The sequence below is a fragment of the Allobosea sp. NPDC055332 genome (genome assembly GCF_053645455.1).
The window spans coordinates 637,981-652,719 of record NZ_JBSHMO010000001.1 but is presented as its reverse complement, the minus strand read 5'-3'; the positions used below and the strand labels follow the sequence as shown (position 1 = coordinate 652,719).

Below are 14,739 nucleotides of genomic sequence, written 5' to 3'. Positions count from 1 at the left end.
TCAATCCTTGCTGCGCGGGGCCTTTTCGACGTCGTTGCCGAGGGGGCTCCGTTGCGACCACGGATGCTCCAAGGGATGCGGCGATGGCGACCGGAACCGTCAAATGGTTCAATACCGAGAAGGGCTACGGCTTCATTCAACCTGCTGACGGCGGCAAGGATGTGTTCGTACACATCACGGCCGTCAAGGAAGCGGGCCTGATGTCCCTGACCGAGGGACAGAAGCTCTCCTTCGACCTGAAGACCGAGCGCGGCAAGACCGCAGCCGGTGACCTGAAGCTGCTCTGACGCAGCTGCAGGCTTGGTAGGCGTGACGAAGGCTGCGGGCCTGCGGTTGTAAAGACTGCGCCCTAAACCGGCAGGCTCGCCGCCCCGCTGACAACCGGCCCTGGCCGGCACGGCTGCTACGCGTTCGCGACAGAGCGCGTCGCTACCCTCGACTTCGTCCCTTCGATGTTCCGATCTAGCGGGCGTAGCGCCTTGCTCCGGCAACGCAAAGGACGACCGCCGCCGAGGTCGCGATCATCTGCCAGCCGACAGTTTCACCGAGCAGCAGGCCGGCCAGCGCCAGGCCGAAGAAGGGCTGCAGCAATTGCAGCTGGCCGACGGCGGCGATGCCGCCCTGGGCGAGCCCGCGATACCAGAAGACGAAGCCGATCAGCATGCTGAACAGCGAGACATAGGCCAGGCCGAGCCAGGCCGGGCCGCCCGCCTGCGCGAACGAGGCCGGCAGCGTCATGAGCGACAGGCCGGCCATGATTGGCAGCGACAGGACGAGCGCCCAGGAGATCACCTGCCAGCCGCCGAGATGGCGCGACAGCCGGGCACCTTCGGCATAGCCGAGGCCGCAGACGATGACGGCAGCGAGCATCAGCAGGTCACCGACCGGGGAGGCGGCGATCCCTTGCGTCCAGGCGAAGCCGACGACGCAGAGGCTGCCGAGGATGGCGAAGAGCCAGAAGGCAGGCTGAGGCCGCTCGCCGCCGCGCAGCACGCCGAAGATCGCGGTCGCGAGCGGTAGCAGGCCGATGAAGACGATCGAATGGGCGGAGGTGACGTGCTTCAGCGCCAGCGCGGTGAGCAGCGGAAAGCCGACGACGACGCAAAGCGCGACCACCGCGAGCGGCAGGAGATCGGCTTGCGCCGGGCGCTTCTGGCGCAGCGCAAGCAGCAGAGCGAGCCCGAGCAGTCCGGCGATGGCGGCGCGTGCGACGGTCAGGAACACCGGATCGAAATCGGCGACGGCGACGCGGGTCGCCGGCAGCGAGCCGCTGAAGATGACGACGCCGATGAAGCCGTTGAGCAGGCCGTTCGCAGTTCTGTCCATGGTCCCTCCTAGGGCCGGCCTGCATGCGGCGCGGGCTAGCGGATTTCCAGAGACAGTCCGGTACAGTTCAGGCAAACTGTCCTGATGCAGGAAGCAGTACAGGTTAAGGACTCGGGCGAAGCTGCGACTGCCGCCGACACGCTCGTCGGGCGCGTCATGATGGCGATCCGGCAGCGGATCGCCGGGCGCACGCTGGCGCCGGGCGCCAAGCTGCCCTCGATCCGCGGGCTCGCCGAGGGCATGGGCGTGTCGAAATCGACGGTGGTCGAGGCCTATGAGCGGCTCGCCGCCGAGGGGGCGATCCAGGCACGGCGCGGTTCGGGCTTCTATGTCCGGCGCCTGCCGCCGTTGTCGCTCGCCGATGTCGCGCCGAAGCTCGACCGCGCCGTCGATCCGCTCTGGATCTCCCGGCAGTCGCTCGATGCAGGCGAGGGCGCCTTGCGGCCGGGCTGCGGCTGGCTGCCGCCCGACTGGCTGCCGGAGGCCTCGATCCGCAAAGCGTTGCGCCGGCTCAGCCGGGCCGATGCGGCGACGCTGGCCGAATACGGCACGCCGCTTGGCCTGCCTGCGCTACGCCACCTGCTCGCCCACCGCCTGGGCGAGCGCGGTGTCGAGGCCCCTCCGGACCAGATCGTCCTGACCGAGTCGGGCACGCAGGCGATCGACCTCGTCTGCCGTTTCCTGCTCGAACCCGGCGATACCGTGCTGGTCGACGATCCCTGCTATTTCAATTTCCAGGCGCTGCTGCGGGCTCATCGCGCCAAGATCGTCAGCGTGCCCTATACGCCGTCGGGGCCGGATCTCGCCCGGTTCGCGCAGGCGCTGACCGAGCACCGGCCGCGGCTCTATGTGACCAATTCGGCCCTGCACAACCCGACCGGCGCGACGCTCTCAGCCACGACCGCCCACCGCTTGCTCAAGCTCGCCGAGCAGGCCGGGCTGACCATCGTCGAGGACGATATCTTCGGCGATCTCGAGCCGGAATTCGCGCCACGGCTCGCCGGGCTAGACGGGCTGGAGCGGGTGATCCAGATCGGCAGCTTCTCGAAGACGCTGTCGGCCTCGGTGCGCTGCGGCTACATCGCCGCAAGGCCGGACTGGGTCGAGGGGCTGACCGACCTCAAGGTCGCGCTCTCCTTCGGTGGCGGGCGCCTCGCAAGCGAGCTTGTGCTCGATATCCTGAAGGACGGCAGCTACCGCCGGCATGTCGAGGCGCTGCGGCAGCGCCTGGGCCGCGCCATGGCGGAAACCCGCGGCCGGCTCGCCGCGCTCGGCATCGAGCCCTGGCTGACGCCGCGCGGCGGGCTGTTCCTCTGGTGCCGGCTGCCGGGTGAGCTCGACGGGGCGGAGATCGCCCGACATGCGCTGGGCGACGGGATCGTGCTCGCGCCGGGCAATGCTTTCAGCCTGGCGCGGACGGCACAACATTTCATGCGCTTCAACGTGGCACAGGCCGCCGATCCCAGGATTTTCAGCGTGCTGCGCGAGGCGATGCGGGCGGCTGCATCACCCAAGCCCGCCTAGGGCGGGTCGCGGGGCCTTCTCCCGTGTGGCAGACGAGCTCCCGCGTTTGTTTGATCCGTCGGCGGCGACTGAAATATCGGACAAGCAGGCTTGCATCCTCTCCGCGTCTGACATAAAGATATCTTTATATCTTTCACAGAATTTCGAGGTGCTCGCCGGTGACCCGCCGCTTCCACCATTCGCTGCCGACCCTGCTGGCCTCGCTGCGCGCGGCGGGCGAGGAGACGCGCCTGCGGATCCTGGCACTGCTGGCGGAAGGCGAGCTCTCGGTGTCCGACCTCACCGACATCCTCGGCCAGTCGCAGCCGCGTATCTCGCGTCATCTCAAGCTGATGGCGGAAGCCGGGCTGCTGCGCCGCTCGAGGGAAGGGGCCTTCGCCTTCTTCCGGCTCGACGACGCGACGCCGGGTGGCGCACTGGCACTGACGCTCGCCCGCGATCTCGATCCTGCCGACCCGGTTCTGGCGGCCGATCGCGAGCGACTCACCGCGGTACGGGCATCGCGGGCTGCGGCGGCGCAGTCCTATTTCGCCAATGTCGCGCGCGAATGGGATCAGCTCCGCTCGCTGCATGTGCCCGACGCTGCGGTTGAAGCCGCGGTCGAGGCGGCTGTCGGCGAGACACCGCTGCTGGCGATGCTCGACCTCGGCACCGGCACCGGGCGGATGCTGGAGCGTCTCGCGCCCAAGGCTGGCCGCGCGGTCGGCGTCGATGCCAGCCACGCCATGCTGGCGGTGGCGCGCGCCAATCTGGAGAAGGCGGGCCTGTCGCGGGTCGAGCTGCGGCAGGGCGACATCTATGCGCTGCCCTTCGCGCGTGGCTCGTTCGACCTGGTGATCGTGCACCAGGTGCTGCACTTCCTCGATGATCCGGCCCGCGCCTTGCGCGAGGCGGCGGCGCTGCTCTCGCCCGGCGGGCGATTGATCCTGGTCGATTTCGCGCCGCACGAGATGGAGTTCCTGCGGACCGAGCACGCCCATCGCCGGCTTGGCTTCGAGAAGGACGAGATCGTCGCCTGGTTCGCCGAGGCCGGCCTCGACTGCGATCTCGCCGAGGAGGTCACCGCGCCTGACGGGGCTTGCGGCCAGCTCGGCGTCATGCTCTGGCGCGGGCGCGATCGGCGCCTCCAGGGTGATTTTCCGATTCGCCAGTTCGATCGTGAGGTTGCGTGATGAACGCGTTCCGTCCCAGCCGCCACGGCTCGCGCCGTCCGCGCGTCTCCTTCGAGTTCTTCCCGCCGAAGAACGAGGAGATGGAGGTCAATCTCTGGGAAAGCGTGCGCCGGCTCGAGCCGCTCGGACCGGCCTTCGTCTCGGTGACCTATGGCGCCGGTGGCTCGACCCGCGAGCGCACCCACAACACCGTCAAGCGGATGATCGACGAGACGGCCCTGAAGCCCGCCGCGCATCTGACCTGCGTCTCCGCCTCCTGCGCCGAGGTCGACGAGGTCATCCGTTCCTACTGGGCGGCGGGCGTGCGCCATATCGTGGCGCTGCGCGGCGATCCGGCCGGCGGGCTCGGCACCACCTACGAACCGCACCCTGAGGGCTATCATCAGACCTCCGACCTGGTCGAAGGCATCCGCAAGATCGGCGAGTTCGAGGTCACCGTCTCGGCCTATCCGGAGAAGCACCCGGAAGCCGCCTCGCTCGATGCCGACATCGATGCGTTGAAGAAGAAGGTCGATGCCGGCGCGACGCGGGCGATCACCCAGTTCTTCTTCGATAACGACGTCTATTTCCGCTATCTCGACAAGGTCCGTGCCAGCGGCATCGATATCCCGATTCTGCCCGGCATCGTGCCGGTGCAGAACTTCAAGCAGACTGCCGGCTTTGCCCGCCGGACCGGGGCGAGCGTGCCGCAATGGCTGGCCGACCGCTTCGAGGGGCTGGAGGACGACCCGGCGACGCGCCGGCTGGTCGCCGCCGCCGTCTGCGCCGAGCAGGTGCTCGACCTGATCGATCGCGGCGTCTCCGACCTTCACTTCTACACGATGAATAAAGCGGACCTGGTCTACGCGATCTGCCACCTCGTCGGCCTGAAGCCGGAGAAGGCGCAGGCGCAGCAGGTTGCGGCGGAGTAAGCCGATGTCCGACTACAAGCCCACCCTTGCCGACGGCACCGAGGTCGAGCGCGCGCTGCGTCAGGCCGCCTCGGAGCGCATCCTGATCCTCGACGGCGCGATGGGGACGCAGATCCAGGACCTGAAGCTGACCGAAGCGGACTTCCGCGGCGAGCGCTTCAAGGGCTGGAACCACGACCTCAAGGGCAATAACGACCTGATCGCGCTGACGATGCCGGATGCACTGCGCGACATCCATCTGGCCTATTACCGGGCCGGCGCCGACATCGTCGAGACCAACACCTTCTCCGGCACCTCGATTGCCCAGGCCGATTACGGCATGGAGGCGATCGTCTATGAGCTCAACGTCGAATGCGCCAGGATCGCGCGCGAGGCGGCCGAGATCGCCCGCAAGGAGGATGGCCGCCGCCGCTTCGTCGCCGGCGCGATCGGACCGACCAACCGCACGCTCTCGATCTCGCCTGACGTCAACAATCCCGGTTTCCGCGCCGTCACCTTCGACCAGGTCCGCGATGCTTACGCCGAGCAGGTGCGTGGCCTGATCGATGGTGGCTCCGAATTGCTGCTGATCGAGACGATCTTCGACACGCTCAACGCCAAGGCCGCGATCGTCGCGATCCAGGAGGTCTTCCGCGAGAAGGCGATGAAGCTGCCGGTGATGATCTCCGGCACGATCACCGATCTCTCCGGCCGCACGCTCTCGGGCCAGACGGTCGAGGCCTTCTGGAACGCGGTGCGCCATGCCGATCCGCTGACGATCGGTCTCAACTGCGCCCTCGGCGCCCGCGAGATGCGCGCTCATATCAAGGACATGTCGCGCGTCGCCGGCACCCTGGTCTGCGCCTATCCCAATGCCGGCCTGCCCAATGAGTTCGGCCTCTATGACGAGCGGCCGGAAGCGACGGCCAAGATGCTGGCCGAGTTCGCCGATGCCGGCTTCGTCAACATGGTCGGCGGCTGCTGCGGCACGACGCCGGGCCATATCCGCGCGATCGCCGAGGCCGTCGCCGGCAAGGCGCCGCGCAGCATCCCGGAACCGAAGCCGTACCTCAGGCTCGCTGGTCTGGAGCCGTTCACGCTCGACGAGACCATTCCCTTCGTGAACGTCGGCGAGCGCACCAATGTCACCGGCTCGGCCAAGTTCCGCAAGCTCGTCACCAATGGCGACTACGCCGCGGCACTCGACGTGGCGCGCGACCAGGTCGCCAACGGCGCGCAGGTCATCGACATCAACATGGACGAGGGCCTGCTCGATTCCGAGAAGGCGATGACCGAGTTCTGCAACCTGATCGCCTCGGAACCGGACATCTCCCGCGTGCCGATCATGGTCGATTCCTCGAAGTTCCATGTGATCGAGGCCGGCCTCAAGACGATCCAGGGCAAGCCGATCGTCAACTCGATCTCGATGAAGGAGGGCGAGGAAGCTTTCCTCGAGCATGCCCGCATCTGCCGGCAATATGGTGCTGCGGTCGTGGTCATGGCCTTCGACGAGACCGGCCAGGCCGACACCTATGAGCGCAAGATTGAGATCTGCACGCGCGCCTACAAGCTGCTGACCGAGGTCGCGGGCTTCCCGCCCGAGGACATCATCTTCGATCCGAACATCTTCGCGGTCGCGACCGGCATCGAAGAGCACGACAACTACGGCAACGACTTCATCAACGCGACCCGCACGATCCGCGAGACGCTGCCGCACGCCCATATCTCGGGTGGCGTCTCCAACCTGTCCTTCTCCTTCCGCGGCAATGAGAAGGTCCGCGAGGCGATGCACTCGGTCTTCCTGTACCATTGCATCAAGGTCGGGATGGACATGGGCATCGTGAATGCCGGCCAGCTCGGCTCCTATGATGATCTCGATCCCGAACTGCGCGAGCTCTGCGAGGACGTCGTCCTCAACCGGCGCAAGGATTCGACCGAGCGCCTGCTCGACGCTGCGCCGCGCTTCAAGGGCGACGGCTCGGCGGCGGTCTCGGGCAAGGACCTCGCCTGGCGCGAGACCGACGTGCACGAGCGCCTCAAGCACGCGCTGGTCAACGGCATCACCGAGTTCATCGACCGCGATACGGAAGAGGCGCGCACTCAGGCCGAGAAGCCGCTGCATGTCATCGAAGGGCCGCTGATGGCCGGGATGAACGTCGTCGGCGACCTGTTCGGCGCCGGCAAGATGTTCCTGCCGCAGGTGGTGAAGTCGGCCCGCGTGATGAAGCAGGCCGTCGCCTATCTGATGCCATACATGGAGGAGGAGAAGCGCCTCAATGGCGGCACCGAGCGCCAGGCCGCCGGCAAGGTGCTGATGGCGACGGTGAAGGGCGATGTCCACGACATCGGCAAGAACATCGTCGGCGTCGTGCTCCAGTGCAATAATTACGAGGTCATCGACCTCGGCGTGATGGTGCCGACGCAGAAGATCCTCGACACGGCGCGCAAGGAAAAGGTCGACATCATCGGCCTCTCCGGGCTGATCACGCCCTCGCTCGACGAGATGGTCACCGTCGCCTCCGAGATGGAGCGCGAGGGCTTCGACATTCCGCTGCTGATCGGCGGGGCGACGACGAGCCGCGTCCATACCGCGGTGAAGATCCACCCGGCCTACAACCAGGGCCAGGCGGTCTATGTCACCGACGCCTCGCGCGCGGTAGGCGTCGTCTCCAGCCTGCTCTCGCGGGAGCAGAAGGGCCCCTATGTCGAGGGCGTCCAGGCCGAGTACGAGAAGGTCGCCGCCGCCCATCGCCGCTCCGAGGCCGACAAACAGCGCCTGCCGCTGGTCAAGGCACGCGCCAACGCCTTCAAGCCGGACTGGGCTGGCTACCAGCCGCCGAAGCCGACCTTCCTCGGCACCCGCGTCTTCCGGACTTACGATGTCGCCGAGCTGGTGCCGCTGATCGACTGGACGCCGTTCTTCCAGACCTGGGAGCTGAAGGGCCGCTTCCCGGCGATCCTGGAGGACGAGAAGCAGGGCGAGGCGGCGCGCCAGCTCTGGGACGATGCGCAGGCGATGCTGAAGCGCGTCGTCGAGGAGCGCTGGTTCAACCCCAAGGCGGTGATCGGCTTCTGGCCGGCCAATGCCGTCGGCGACGATATCCGCCTCTATACCGGCGAGAGCCGGCAGGAGAAGCTCGCCACCTTCCACGGCCTGCGCCAGCAGCTCTCCAAGCGCGATGGCAAGCCGAACATGTGCATCTCCGACTTCGTCGCGCCGGAAGGCGGGTCGCCCGACTATATCGGCGCCTTCGTGGTGACCGCGGGCGCCGAGGAGGAGCGCATCTCCGAGCGCTTCGCACGCGACAATGACGACTACCGCTCGATCATGGTCAAGGCGCTGGCCGACCGCATCGCCGAGGCCTTTGCCGAGCGCATGCACCAGCGCGTGCGCACCGAGTTCTGGGCCTATGCCCCGGACGAGGCCTACTCGAATGAGGAGCTGATCCGCGAGGACTATCAGGGCATCCGCCCCGCGCCGGGCTATCCGGCCCAGCCCGACCATACCGAGAAGGCGACGCTGTTCGAGCTGCTCCAGGCCGAGCCGCGCGTCGGCGTCAAGCTGACCGAGAGCTATGCGATGTGGCCGGGCTCATCGGTCTCCGGCCTCTATCTCTCGCACCCCGACGCCTATTACTTCGGCGTCGCCAAGGTCGAGCGCGACCAGGTCGAGGATTATTCGGTTCGCAAGGGCATGGATATCCGCGAGGTCGAGCGCTGGCTGGCGCCGATCCTGAACTACGAGCCGAGCGCCTATGCGGAGGCGGCGGAGTAACCGCCGTCTCGCTGCGAGCGTGGCGAGGTCACGCGGCCAGGAACTCCTCGGCCGCGAAGTCGACGAAGGCCCGCAATTTGGGTGAGGCATAGCGGCTGGCGGGCCACATCACGCTGAGCTTGGTCTGCACCTCGACATAGCCGTCGAGGACGCTGACGAGCGAGCCGCGCCGCAATTGTTCGGCGACGGATAGATCGGGAACACAGGCTATGCCGAGCCCGCTTTCGGCGAGACCGATCTGTGCTTCGAGCGCGTTCGTCACCACGCTGATGGGGATATCGACCTGCACGGGCTCACCCTTGCTGGACAAGGGCCATTGGGCGAGCTTGCCGGTGGAGGCGTAGCGATAAACGACGCGAGAATGCCGGGCGAGATCCTCCGGCGTTTCCGGCGTTCCCATCTGACGAAAATAGTCGGGTGAACCGACGATCACTTGGCGGAAATAGCCGAGCGTGCGGGTCATCAGCCGGGAGTCGGCATGTTCCCCGGTGCGGATCACGACGTCGAAGCCCTCGCCGATCACATCGACTATCCGGTCAGTGGCATCCAGCTCGAGCTCGACCTCCGGGTAACGTCGTTTGAAGGCGGCGAGTTTCGCCATCGGCATCATGCTCATCGACGGCAGGCTGACGCGCAGCTTGCCTTGCGGCGCCGTTTGGCTCTGTGACAACTCCAGCTCGGCAGCCTCGTATTCGCAGAGGATGCGCCGGCAGCGCTCGAGGAAGATCGCGCCCTCCGGCGTCAGCGTGACGCTGCGAGTCGAACGATGGAACAGTCGCGCGCCAAGCCGGTCCTCCAGGCGCGCTACGGCCTTGCTGACGGCTGATGCCGAGATGCCGAGCTTGCGACCGGCTTCGGTGAAACCATGGGCCTCGGCCGCGTGCACGAAGGCGAAGAGCGCTCCGAGGCTGTCCATGTGGCGGTCACCCAATCATGACGGAAATGTCCAAAGTGTCATGAGTTGTGTCCTGTTTTTCGTTCATTGGGAACCAGCTACCTCAAGCGCCGACCCATCTTCGAAAGGCGCTATAGCCATGACATCAGCGACGGACACGATATCGGCAGGCACGAGCGAGGCGCGGCTGCCCCTGGGGGGCCTGCTGGCACTCGCCATGGCGGCGTTCATCACGCTCCTGACCGAAATCCTGCCATCGGGATTGCTCCCGCAAATGGCGCACAGTCTCGGACAATCCGAGGCGCTCATCGGCCAGCTCGTCACCGCCTACGCGGTCGGCTCGCTCGTCTCTGCCATTCCCCTGACGATCGCCACGCAGAGCTGGCGGCGGCGCACATTGCTGCTGATCGCCATCGCCGGCTTTGCCGTCGTCAATACGGTGACTGCCATCTCCGACAGCTATGCCATCACGCTGGTCGCCCGTTTCGTCGCCGGCATGAGCGCGGGGCTGCTCTGGGCGCTGGCAGCCGGCTATGCCGCGCGCATGGTTCCCGACCATCTGCAGGGCCGCGCGATCGCCATCGCCATGGTCGGCGCGCCGCTCGCCCTCTCGCTCGGCATCCCGACGGGAACCTTCCTCGGCACGCTGCTGGGCTGGCGCTGGACCTTCGGCGTGATGAGCGGGCTGACGGTGCTGCTGGTCTTCTGGGTTCTGGCTAGCGTGCCGGATTTCCCGGGTCAGAAACGAGGGCAGGAATTCGGGTTGAAGGCGGTGTTCACGCTGCCGGGCGTGCGGCCGGTGCTGTTCGTGGTCTTCGCCTATGTGCTCGCCCACAACACGCTCTACACCTATATCGCGCCCTTCCTCGAGCCGGCCGGCCTCAAGGACCGGACCGATGTCGTGCTGCTGGTCTTCGGCCTTGCCTCGCTGCTCGGCATCTGGATCACGGGCGCCCTGATCGACCGCTGGCTGCGCGAGCTGGTTCTGGCGAGCGTCGTGCTGTTCGGCGCCTCCGCCCTGGCGCTCGGGATCGCAGGCACTGTGCCCGCGGTGATCTATGGTGCGGTCGCGATCTGGGGACTGGCCTTCGGCGGGGCCGGGACGCTGTTCCAGACCGCCTCCGCCAAGGCAGCGGGCAATGCGGCCGATGTCGCGCAGTCGATGCTGGTGACGACATGGAACCTCGCCATCGCAGGTGGCGGCATCGTCGGCGGTTTGCTGCTGAGCGGGTTTGGCGTCGCGCCGTTCCCGTGGGTGCTGGCGGCGCTGCTGGCCGCTACGTTCGTGGTCGCATGGGGCGCGAAGCGCCATGGCTTCCGCGCCGCCACGACCAGATAACTCCTTGGTGCGGTGAAGGGGCAGGCGCGGGGAACCCTCTCCCGGAGGGAGAGGGCAGGGACCGCACGGTCGGGTCAGGCTCACGTTTCCAGTCCGAACACCTCACCCCTGCCCTTCTCCTTCCAGGAGAGGGGTTTACGCGCACTTGAAATGAAGCTGCTCACCCGCCGCAGCGCTGCGCCAGTACGGCAAAGCCCTTCTGGCCGCCGGCGAGAGGGAAGCTCTGCGTCTCGCCCTCGATGCGCAGGGTCAGGCTCTGGCCCTTGCGCAGCACCGCCTGCAGCGCGGGCGTCAGTGTCGTCGTCGCCTCGAAATGATTGCCCATCTCGTCGCTGATCAGCGTCATGCCGAGATCGGCCTGCCCGCCGCTCGACGACAGCTTGGCGGTCGTCGTGGCGTTGTCCTTCATGCCTTCCTTGAAGAAGGGAATCCGCACGGTCAGGCTCTTGCTGGCGAAATCGCAGGAGAAGAACAGGCGCTGATCGTCGGTCTGCGGCATCTCGTAGGCGACGACGATGCCCTCGCCATCCTGCCGGACACCCCAGCTCAGGCCGTCCTTGGCCAGCACTGCGGCGGTCTGGAGCGCCAGAGCGGGCGCCAGCAGGAAAATTGCCCTCGGGATCATCGTCATCGTCCTCATAGCCATTGGTCGCCGCGCCTTGCGCCGGACAGGCGACAATTCGCGGATTGCACCGTCATTGCGGATGGCTTCGCTTCGCGTGCGATGACGGCAAAATTGAGCGGGCAAAAGCAGACAGGCCGCCCGGAGGCGGCCTGTCCACAACCCGGTGATGGCAGCCTGTTCAGGCCGGCACGGCGGCGGCGTCGAAACCGCCGGCCTCGCGGCTCTGCTTGCTGGTGTCGGTCACCGGCACGACACGCGAGACCGAGCGGCGCTCGTCGTCGATGCGCTCGATCAGGAAGAAGGCGCGCTCGGCCGAGCCGAGCAGCGCCAGGATCGCGCCGCGCTCGACCCAGGGCAACTCGGCGCCGAGACGCAGGCAGCGCTCGCGGACAGCCGACAAGGCAGCGATGCGCGGTTCCGCCTCGGCGGAGACGAGCGGTGCATCCTGACCGGCCGGAACGATGGCGCGCATCGCCTCGGCGACCTGGTCGACGATGCTGTCGACGACCTCGCGGCCGGGCTGGCCGAAGGGCTGGCGCTCGATGCGGCGGGCGATCTGGTAGAGCGTCTCGCCGAGGCTGGCGGTGAAGTCCTCTTCCTCGATCAGGCTCGCGACCAGATCGGCGCGGGCATAGGGCATCTCGGGCGTGAACATGCCCGAGGTGTAGGCGCGGATGTCGCGGTTGAGGACGTCGATCGCAGTGTAGTGCTCCTCGCTCTTCTGCGGCGCGTCAGGCTTGTCGCGGGCGATGTCGAGGAAGAGCTGGGCGGCCTGGAGGTAGCGCCCGGTCTCCTTCTGGATGTTGGCGACGGCATGGGCGTGGTCGGTCGCCTTGGCGAGGAAGCGCGGCGTCGAATAATCCTCGATGTCGTCGACCGAGGAGGCGCCGACCCGCGACAGGACCCGCTCGAACACGCCGACGAAGGGGAAGAGCAGGACGGTGTTGAAGATGTTGAAGAAGGTCGAATAGAGGCCGATCGCGACGGGGACGAGCGGGAAGGTCTCCTTGCCGTCCTTGATGACCGGGATGCCGGGATTGCCGCCGAACCACTGCATCGCCCAGGTCAGCACGTCCATCGAGACGAAGAAGAGCGGTATCGTGACGGCGACGCCGATGATGTTGAAGGAGATGTGAGCGTAGGCTGCGCGCTTGGCGTTCTTCGACAGGTTGAGCGAGGCCATCCACGAGGTGATGGTGGTGCCGAGGTCGGCGCCGAGCGAGAAGGCGACGGCGGTCTTCCAGTCGAGGATGCCGGCGGCGCCGAGGCCCATGACGATGCCGATCGTCGCCGAGGAGGAGTGAATCATCGCGGTGATGCCGGCGGCGATCAGCACGCAGTAGATCAGGTTGAGATAGGTGTCGGCCTTGAGCGAGGAGATGACGCTCATCACCTCCGGCATCGCGCGCAGGGGCCTGAGGCCGCCGGTCATCAGGTTGAGGCCGTAGAAGATCAGCGCGAAGCCCATGCAGGCGAGGGCAATGTTCTTCACCTTGTCGGTCTTGGCGAAGATGTGGACCAGCGCGAAGATGCCGGCGAGCAGCAGCCCCAAGGGGCCGAGCGGCAGCGCGATCAGGCCGTTGCCGAGCGTCGTGCCGATATTGGCGCCCATAATCACCGAGATCGCGGGGCGAAGCCCGATCACGCCGGCGTTGACGAGGCCGACGACCATGACGGTCATCGCGGTCGAGGACTGGATGATGCCGGTGATGAAGGTGCCGGCCATGACGCCCTTGACCGGGGTGCCGGCGATCTTGGCGAGCAGGGCCCGCATCTTGTTGACGGCGAGATTCTGGATGCCGTTGCTCATGAATTCGAGGCCGAGCATGAAGATGCCCAGGCCACCGATCACAGGCACGATCACCTGCGTGAAGATATCGACTTGCATGCTCTCGACTCCGACAAGGGTGCGCGGTCGCCTGTGCGGCCGGGTCGAGACGTCACGGCAAGCGTCGGCACGCGGGCCCGGGAATGGACGCGCGCGCTGCTCCGTGCCGGTTTCCCCACCTGGCTAACGGAGTCCTAGGCAGGTCGTACGACATTCGGGTGACTGTGCGTCATGATTGCAGTGAGCCGCCTCAATGCCTGCCGCCGGCGGCAATATTCGCCGGCGGCCAGGCTTTCGGCTGGTCAGGCGGCCGCCTGATCGAGGTCGAAATGGAAGACCTTGGCGATCAGGCGCCAGCGCCCATCGAGCCTGATGAAGCTCAGCAGGTCGGTGAAGCGCTTCGGCCCGATGGTGCATTCTACGCGGGCCAGCGCCGTGACCGGCCCGGCGAATTCGATCGAGAGGGTGCGATCGTGACGGGCCTCGCCACGGCTCGCCGGAGACGGCCGCTTCGCCACCATGGGCAAATACTCCGCCATGGTGAGATGGGTCAGGCTGCCTCCCGTGCCGCAGGCGTAGATCGCCTGCGGGTGGAAAAGCTGGCCGAGCCTGTCGGCGTCGCTGTGATGGAGCCCGTCGAAATAGTCGCCGAGCGCCGCGACGATCTCGGCGAAGCCCGGATCGGCGCTCACTGGAGCAGCCCCTCGGCCCGCATCGCCTGCTGCACGCTGGCGCGGGCGCCGATCCGCGCCATGAAGGCGCGCAGCTTCGGGAAGGCGTCGAGCGGGACGCCGCGGCTGTCCGACCAGTTGACGATGGCGAAGAGGTAGGCGTCGGCGACGGTGAAAGGCTCGCCGAGGAGATGCTTACGGCCATCGGCCAGGATGCCCTCGATATGGGCGAGTCTTTTGGCGACGCGGGCCCGCGCCGCCGTCTTGCCGTCCTCGGTAGTGTCGGGGAGGAAGAGCGGGGTGTAGGCCTTATGCAACTCGCTGCCGATGAAGTTCATGACCTCTTCCAGCCGGAAGCGCTCGAAGCTGCCGGGCCTGGGCGCCAGGCCGGCATCGGGGCTAAGATCGGCGATATAACGGGCGATGACCGCGCCTTCGGTCAGCACGGTGCCGTCTTCGAATTGCAGAGCCGGGACATAGCCCTTCGGATTGACGGCGGCATAGTCGGCGCCGGTCTCGGTCTTGCCGGCGACAAGATCGACCTTTTCGAGGGTGACCGGCAGGCCGGCCTCGCGCAGGGCGATATGGGGCGAGAGCGAGCAGGCACCCGGGGCGTAGTAGAGCTTCATGGAGTTGTCTCTCCGCGTTGACGAATAGCGGAGAGCTAGGCGCAAGCAGTTACCTCTGTATACGG

At 66.8% G+C, this 14,739-nt stretch carries 12 protein-coding genes; 6 read left to right on the top strand and 6 right to left on the bottom strand.

From position 1 onward, the window contains the following. The first annotated feature begins 83 nt into the window (after positions 1-83). Positions 84-287, top strand: a complete 204-nt coding sequence (locus tag ACWIGM_RS03315; RefSeq protein ID WP_057190882.1) for a cold-shock protein — start codon at positions 84-86, stop codon at positions 285-287. Between the two features lie 175 nt (positions 288-462). On the opposite strand, the gene ACWIGM_RS03310 is transcribed toward ACWIGM_RS03315, so the two are convergent. Beyond that, on the bottom strand, positions 463-1,326 hold the full coding sequence (locus ACWIGM_RS03310) for a DMT family transporter (protein ID WP_454024498.1): 864 nt from the start codon (positions 1,324-1,326) through the stop codon (positions 463-465). An 84-nt stretch (positions 1,327-1,410) separates the two neighbouring features. On the opposite strand from ACWIGM_RS03310, the gene ACWIGM_RS03305 reads away from it, so the two are divergent. The 4 genes from ACWIGM_RS03305 (at position 1,411) to metH (ending at position 8,687) form a co-directional block, all read left to right on the top strand. Next, positions 1,411-2,850: an aminotransferase-like domain-containing protein gene (locus tag ACWIGM_RS03305; protein WP_454024497.1), complete on the top strand. Its 1,440-nt coding sequence runs from the start codon at positions 1,411-1,413 to the stop codon at positions 2,848-2,850. A gap of 158 nt (positions 2,851-3,008) precedes the next feature. Beyond that, positions 3,009-4,022 (top strand): ArsR/SmtB family transcription factor, encoded by a 1,014-nt coding sequence (locus ACWIGM_RS03300; RefSeq protein ID WP_454024496.1) that lies wholly within the window; start codon positions 3,009-3,011, stop codon positions 4,020-4,022. Continuing rightward, positions 4,022-4,933 carry a methylenetetrahydrofolate reductase [NAD(P)H] gene (gene metF / locus ACWIGM_RS03295; RefSeq protein ID WP_454024495.1) on the top strand — a complete coding sequence of 304 codons (912 nt, stop codon included), beginning with the start codon at positions 4,022-4,024 and terminating at the stop codon, positions 4,931-4,933. The genes ACWIGM_RS03300 and metF overlap by 1 nt, the downstream gene beginning before the upstream one ends. A 4-nt stretch (positions 4,934-4,937) precedes the next feature. Next, on the top strand, positions 4,938-8,687 hold the full coding sequence (gene metH / locus ACWIGM_RS03290) for a methionine synthase (protein WP_454024494.1): 3,750 nt from the start codon (positions 4,938-4,940) through the stop codon (positions 8,685-8,687). 28 nt (positions 8,688-8,715) lie between these two features. Here metH and ACWIGM_RS03285 read toward each other — a convergent pair whose 3' ends face one another. Further along, positions 8,716-9,603 (bottom strand): LysR family transcriptional regulator, encoded by an 888-nt coding sequence (locus tag ACWIGM_RS03285; RefSeq protein WP_454024493.1) that lies wholly within the window; start codon positions 9,601-9,603, stop codon positions 8,716-8,718. A gap of 118 nt (positions 9,604-9,721) precedes the next feature. Here ACWIGM_RS03285 and ACWIGM_RS03280 point away from each other — a divergent pair, with 118 nt between their 5' ends. Continuing rightward, positions 9,722-10,921: an MFS transporter gene (locus ACWIGM_RS03280; RefSeq protein ID WP_454024492.1), complete on the top strand. Its 1,200-nt coding sequence runs from the start codon at positions 9,722-9,724 to the stop codon at positions 10,919-10,921. Between the two features lie 160 nt (positions 10,922-11,081). Here the strand turns inward: ACWIGM_RS03280 and ACWIGM_RS03275 are convergent, their stop codons facing one another. The 4 genes from ACWIGM_RS03275 to gstA all read right to left on the bottom strand — a co-directional run bounded on the left by ACWIGM_RS03275 (position 11,082) and on the right by gstA (position 14,674). Then, positions 11,082-11,546 carry a hypothetical protein gene (locus ACWIGM_RS03275; RefSeq protein ID WP_454024491.1) on the bottom strand — a complete coding sequence of 155 codons (465 nt, stop codon included), beginning with the start codon at positions 11,544-11,546 and terminating at the stop codon, positions 11,082-11,084. Positions 11,547-11,724: 178 nt separating this feature from the next. Then, the gene (locus tag ACWIGM_RS03270; protein ID WP_454024490.1) at positions 11,725-13,434 is read right to left on the bottom strand and encodes a Na/Pi cotransporter family protein; all 1,710 of its coding nucleotides are present in this window, start codon (positions 13,432-13,434) and stop codon (positions 11,725-11,727) included. A 242-nt stretch (positions 13,435-13,676) separates the two neighbouring features. Further along, entirely contained in the window at positions 13,677-14,066 is a 390-nt protein-coding gene (locus ACWIGM_RS03265; protein WP_454024489.1) for a nuclear transport factor 2 family protein, read from the bottom strand. Beyond that, positions 14,063-14,674, bottom strand: a complete 612-nt coding sequence (gstA, locus tag ACWIGM_RS03260) for a glutathione transferase GstA (RefSeq protein ID WP_454024488.1) — start codon at positions 14,672-14,674, stop codon at positions 14,063-14,065. The genes ACWIGM_RS03265 and gstA overlap by 4 nt, the downstream gene beginning before the upstream one ends. Between the last annotated feature and the right edge of the window lie 65 nt (positions 14,675-14,739).

What these genes read in the sequence shown, in the direction of transcription:
- ACWIGM_RS03270 (WP_454024490.1), bottom strand. Translation starts at nt 13,434, where the DNA reads ATGCAAGTCGATATCTTCACGCAGGTGATCGTGCCTGTGATCGGTGGC.
- ACWIGM_RS03285 (WP_454024493.1), bottom strand. Translation starts at nt 9,603, where the DNA reads ATGGACAGCCTCGGAGCGCTCTTCGCCTTCGTGCACGCGGCCGAGGCC.
- metF (WP_454024495.1), top strand. Translation starts at nt 4,022, where the DNA reads ATGAACGCGTTCCGTCCCAGCCGCCACGGCTCGCGCCGTCCGCGCGTC.
- ACWIGM_RS03310 (WP_454024498.1), bottom strand. Translation starts at nt 1,326, where the DNA reads ATGGACAGAACTGCGAACGGCCTGCTCAACGGCTTCATCGGCGTCGTC.
- ACWIGM_RS03315 (WP_057190882.1), top strand. Translation starts at nt 84, where the DNA reads ATGGCGACCGGAACCGTCAAATGGTTCAATACCGAGAAGGGCTACGGC.
- ACWIGM_RS03275 (WP_454024491.1), bottom strand. Translation starts at nt 11,546, where the DNA reads ATGATCCCGAGGGCAATTTTCCTGCTGGCGCCCGCTCTGGCGCTCCAG.
- metH (WP_454024494.1), top strand. Translation starts at nt 4,938, where the DNA reads ATGTCCGACTACAAGCCCACCCTTGCCGACGGCACCGAGGTCGAGCGC.
- gstA (WP_454024488.1), bottom strand. Translation starts at nt 14,674, where the DNA reads ATGAAGCTCTACTACGCCCCGGGTGCCTGCTCGCTCTCGCCCCATATC.
- ACWIGM_RS03280 (WP_454024492.1), top strand. Translation starts at nt 9,722, where the DNA reads ATGACATCAGCGACGGACACGATATCGGCAGGCACGAGCGAGGCGCGG.
- ACWIGM_RS03305 (WP_454024497.1), top strand. Translation starts at nt 1,411, where the DNA reads ATGCAGGAAGCAGTACAGGTTAAGGACTCGGGCGAAGCTGCGACTGCC.